Raw genomic sequence first — 2,987 nt, 5'->3', positions numbered from 1 at the left:
TTATTCTTATAGTTAGCTTACTTACTTTGCTTGTTTCAGTTTATCTCTGGGATAGACATCAAAAACAACATGCTGTTTTACGTAATTTTCCCATCGTAGGTCATTTTTCGCTATTTTTTGAATATTTAGGGGACTTTTTTCGTCAATATTTTTTGCTAGTGATCGAGAGGAATTACCTTTTAACCGTGCCGAACGCTCTTGGGTATATCGAGCCGCTAAAAATGTTGATACCACTGTAGGGTTCGGCTCAACACGTCCGCTGCATAATACAGGAACTGTTTATTTTGTTAGTGCTCCTTTCCCTCCTCTCGCCACTAGCAAGGCAACTATCAGACCAGTCACTATAGGACCTTATTGCGCACATCCCTACACTTCAACTCATATTTTTAATATTTCTGCCATGAGTTACGGTGCCATTTCCAAACCAGCTATTCAAGCCTTAGCAAAAGGGGCCAAAAAAGCAGGCTGCTGGTTAAATACCGGGGAAGGAGGACTATCACCTTATCATCTTGAGTATGGTTGCGATATTGTCATGCAGATAGGAACAGCAAAATATGGCGTTCGTGATGCTACAGGCAACCTATCCGATAAACGTCTGCGCGAGCTGGCCGCAGAGAAAAGTATTAAAAATGTTTGAAATAAAACTCAGTCAAGGTGCCAAGCCAGGTAAAGGCGGTATCTTACCCGCAGTGAAGGTGACTGACGAAGTAGCTAAAATAAGAGGTATTTTACCTCATGTTGATTCTATCAGTCCTAATCGGCATGTTGATATTAGTAATGTCGATGAGCTTTTGGACTCTATTGAACATATCCGCCAAATAACAGGTAAACCAGTAGGTTGTAAATTTGTATTAGGCAGCTATGAATGGCTACATGACTTATGTCTGGCTATTCATAAGCGCGGCAGTCAATTTGCTCCAGATTTTATTACTTTGGATAGCGCCGATGGAGGTACTGGGGCTTCCCCACAAGGATTAATGGATTATATGGGTATCCCTATCCAAGAATCACTGCCCAATTTAGTCGATATTCTAGTGATGTATAACTTACGTGAACGCATTAAAGTGATTGCCAGTGGTAAGCTTATTACCCCCTCTGGTGTTGCCTGGGCGCTTTGCGCTGGTGCAGATTTTGTGAACTCTGCACGAGGCTTCATGTTTGCTCTAGGTTGTATCCAATCAATGCAATGCCATAAAAATACCTGTCCAACTGGGGTGGCCACTCATAACCCCGGCCTGCAACGCGGACTAGTAGTCGCAGATAAGGCAGAGCGGGTTTATCATTATGCAAATAATATGGCGCACGAAGTTGCTGTCATCTGCCATTCCTGTGGTGTAGATGAGCCAAGACAATTACAGCGCCAACATGCTCGTGTTGTCAGAGAAGATGGTTTTTCTATTTCGCTGGCTGAAATTTTTCCCAATAAAAAACCGTTACCGGAATATTTATAACTTGAGGAGCTGCTTACATTTCACTAGTAGAAATAGCAGCCCTACCTATTTTTGCTCTTAAAGAGGGCACTAATTCCTGCAAAACCTCTTTAGAATAAGGTGTGGCAGTCATTCCAGATTGCCATATACCATGAGGCCACGCTTTATCGCCATTAAAACGTGCAACAACATGAATATGGAGTTGGGAAACAATGTTACCTAAAGCTCCAACATTCAATTTATCCGGCTTAAAAAGAGTATTAACCAGATTGGAGATCGTTGCGATTTCCTCTATTAGTACCTGACGATTTGTGGGTGATAACTGGTAAATCTCTTGAATATTCTCTTCTCTAGGCACCAGAATAAACCATGGAAAATCAGCCTCATTTTTTAAATAGACCGTGGATAAAGACAAATCGTCTAACCAAATACTACTTGCTTGAATACGTTCATCTGTTACAAAACCCATTAATCACCCCGATACCAATATATAAGGGTCTATTTACATTTCGTTAGCTTGAGTGATTATGGCTTGATTTTTGAGCATCACAGCAGCGGAGTATACATGCTAGTATGTGAGCAGCGAAGCGCAGAAAATCAAGCCATAAGCGCCAAGATAGTAGAAATGTAAGCAGACCCTAGCTATATAACAAAGACGCGTGAAAACGTAAATGCTCCTCTATAAAACTAGCAATAAAATAATAACTGTGATCATAGCCTTTCTGCATACGCAGATTTAACTGCACACCAGCTCGTAAACAAGCGGCCTGAAAAAGCTCTGGCTTTAATTGTTCCTGTAGAAAGGGATCTTGCAAACCTTGATCAATCAAAATAGAGGAGTGCGGCCACCCCATTTTTTCCACCAGCTCAGTAGCATCATAATTTTTCCATGCCTCTTCATCCTGTCCTAGATACCCTGTGAAAGCTTTTCTACCCCATGGGCACTGCATGGGAGCGCAAATTGGGGAAAAAGCAGATACACTCCGATATTGTTGGGATTTTTTAAGTGCCAAAACTAAGGCACCATGCCCACCCATTGAATGACCCAAAATACCAGTACGTTCAGGATTCACAGGGAAGTGCTGATTAATTATTTTAGGTAATTCGTCACTGATATAGCTGGACATTTGATAATACTCATCCCACGGGGATTCCGTTGCATCGACATAAAAGCCAGCCCCTATGCCAAAATCATAACTTTCGCGATCACCGGGTATCTCAATACCGCGGGGACTAGTATCAGGTACGATTAATATCAATCCCAATTCAGCAGCGATACGTTGTGCCCCTGCTTTGGTTATAAAATTTTGTTCATTGCAGGTTAATCCTGAAAGCCAGTAAAGAGCAGGAACTTTTTTGTTGCAGTTATGGCAGGTAAAAACACTGCAAAGCGCATTAAACAGTTTGTTAATGAAGATTGATGGCTATAAGCCCCTTGCATACCATTAAAACATCGGTGTTCTTCAATCATTGTAATTGCCACTACCTTACTCCCCTTTATACCACGCTCTAGTTAGAACGTTAAAACCGAACGTATTGATTCACCTGCATGCATCA

At 41.6% G+C, this 2,987-nt stretch carries 4 protein-coding genes and 1 pseudogene; 3 read left to right on the top strand and 2 right to left on the bottom strand.

Annotated elements, in window-relative coordinates:
* The 3 genes and pseudogenes from BN58_RS33235 to BN58_RS22890 all read left to right on the top strand — a co-directional run.
* Positions 1-239 (top strand): annotated as a pseudogene (locus BN58_RS33235) (hypothetical protein); the annotation flags it as partial.
* A 161-nt stretch (positions 240-400) separates the two neighbouring features.
* On the top strand, positions 401-637 hold the full coding sequence (locus BN58_RS35880) for a glutamate synthase-related protein (protein ID WP_019216199.1): 237 nt from the start codon (positions 401-403) through the stop codon (positions 635-637).
* Positions 630-1,451 (top strand): FMN-binding glutamate synthase family protein, encoded by an 822-nt coding sequence (locus BN58_RS22890; protein ID WP_019216198.1) that lies wholly within the window; start codon positions 630-632, stop codon positions 1,449-1,451. The genes BN58_RS35880 and BN58_RS22890 overlap by 8 nt, the downstream gene beginning before the upstream one ends.
* Positions 1,452-1,464: 13 nt before the next feature.
* Here the strand turns inward: BN58_RS22890 and BN58_RS06860 are convergent, their stop codons facing one another.
* Positions 1,465-1,899, bottom strand: a complete 435-nt coding sequence (locus tag BN58_RS06860) for an HIT family protein (RefSeq protein ID WP_019216197.1) — start codon at positions 1,897-1,899, stop codon at positions 1,465-1,467.
* Between the two features lie 169 nt (positions 1,900-2,068).
* Positions 2,069-2,833: an S-formylglutathione hydrolase gene (gene fghA / locus BN58_RS22885; RefSeq protein WP_456297457.1), complete on the bottom strand. Its 765-nt coding sequence runs from the start codon at positions 2,831-2,833 to the stop codon at positions 2,069-2,071.
* Positions 2,834-2,987 lie beyond the last annotated feature (154 nt).

It is taken from the genome of Legionella tunisiensis, from assembly GCF_000308315.1.
Lineage (GTDB): Bacteria > Pseudomonadota > Gammaproteobacteria > Legionellales > Legionellaceae > Tatlockia > Tatlockia tunisiensis.
Note: the sequence above shows the minus strand (reverse complement) of the source record. Positions and strands in the feature narration are given on the sequence as shown.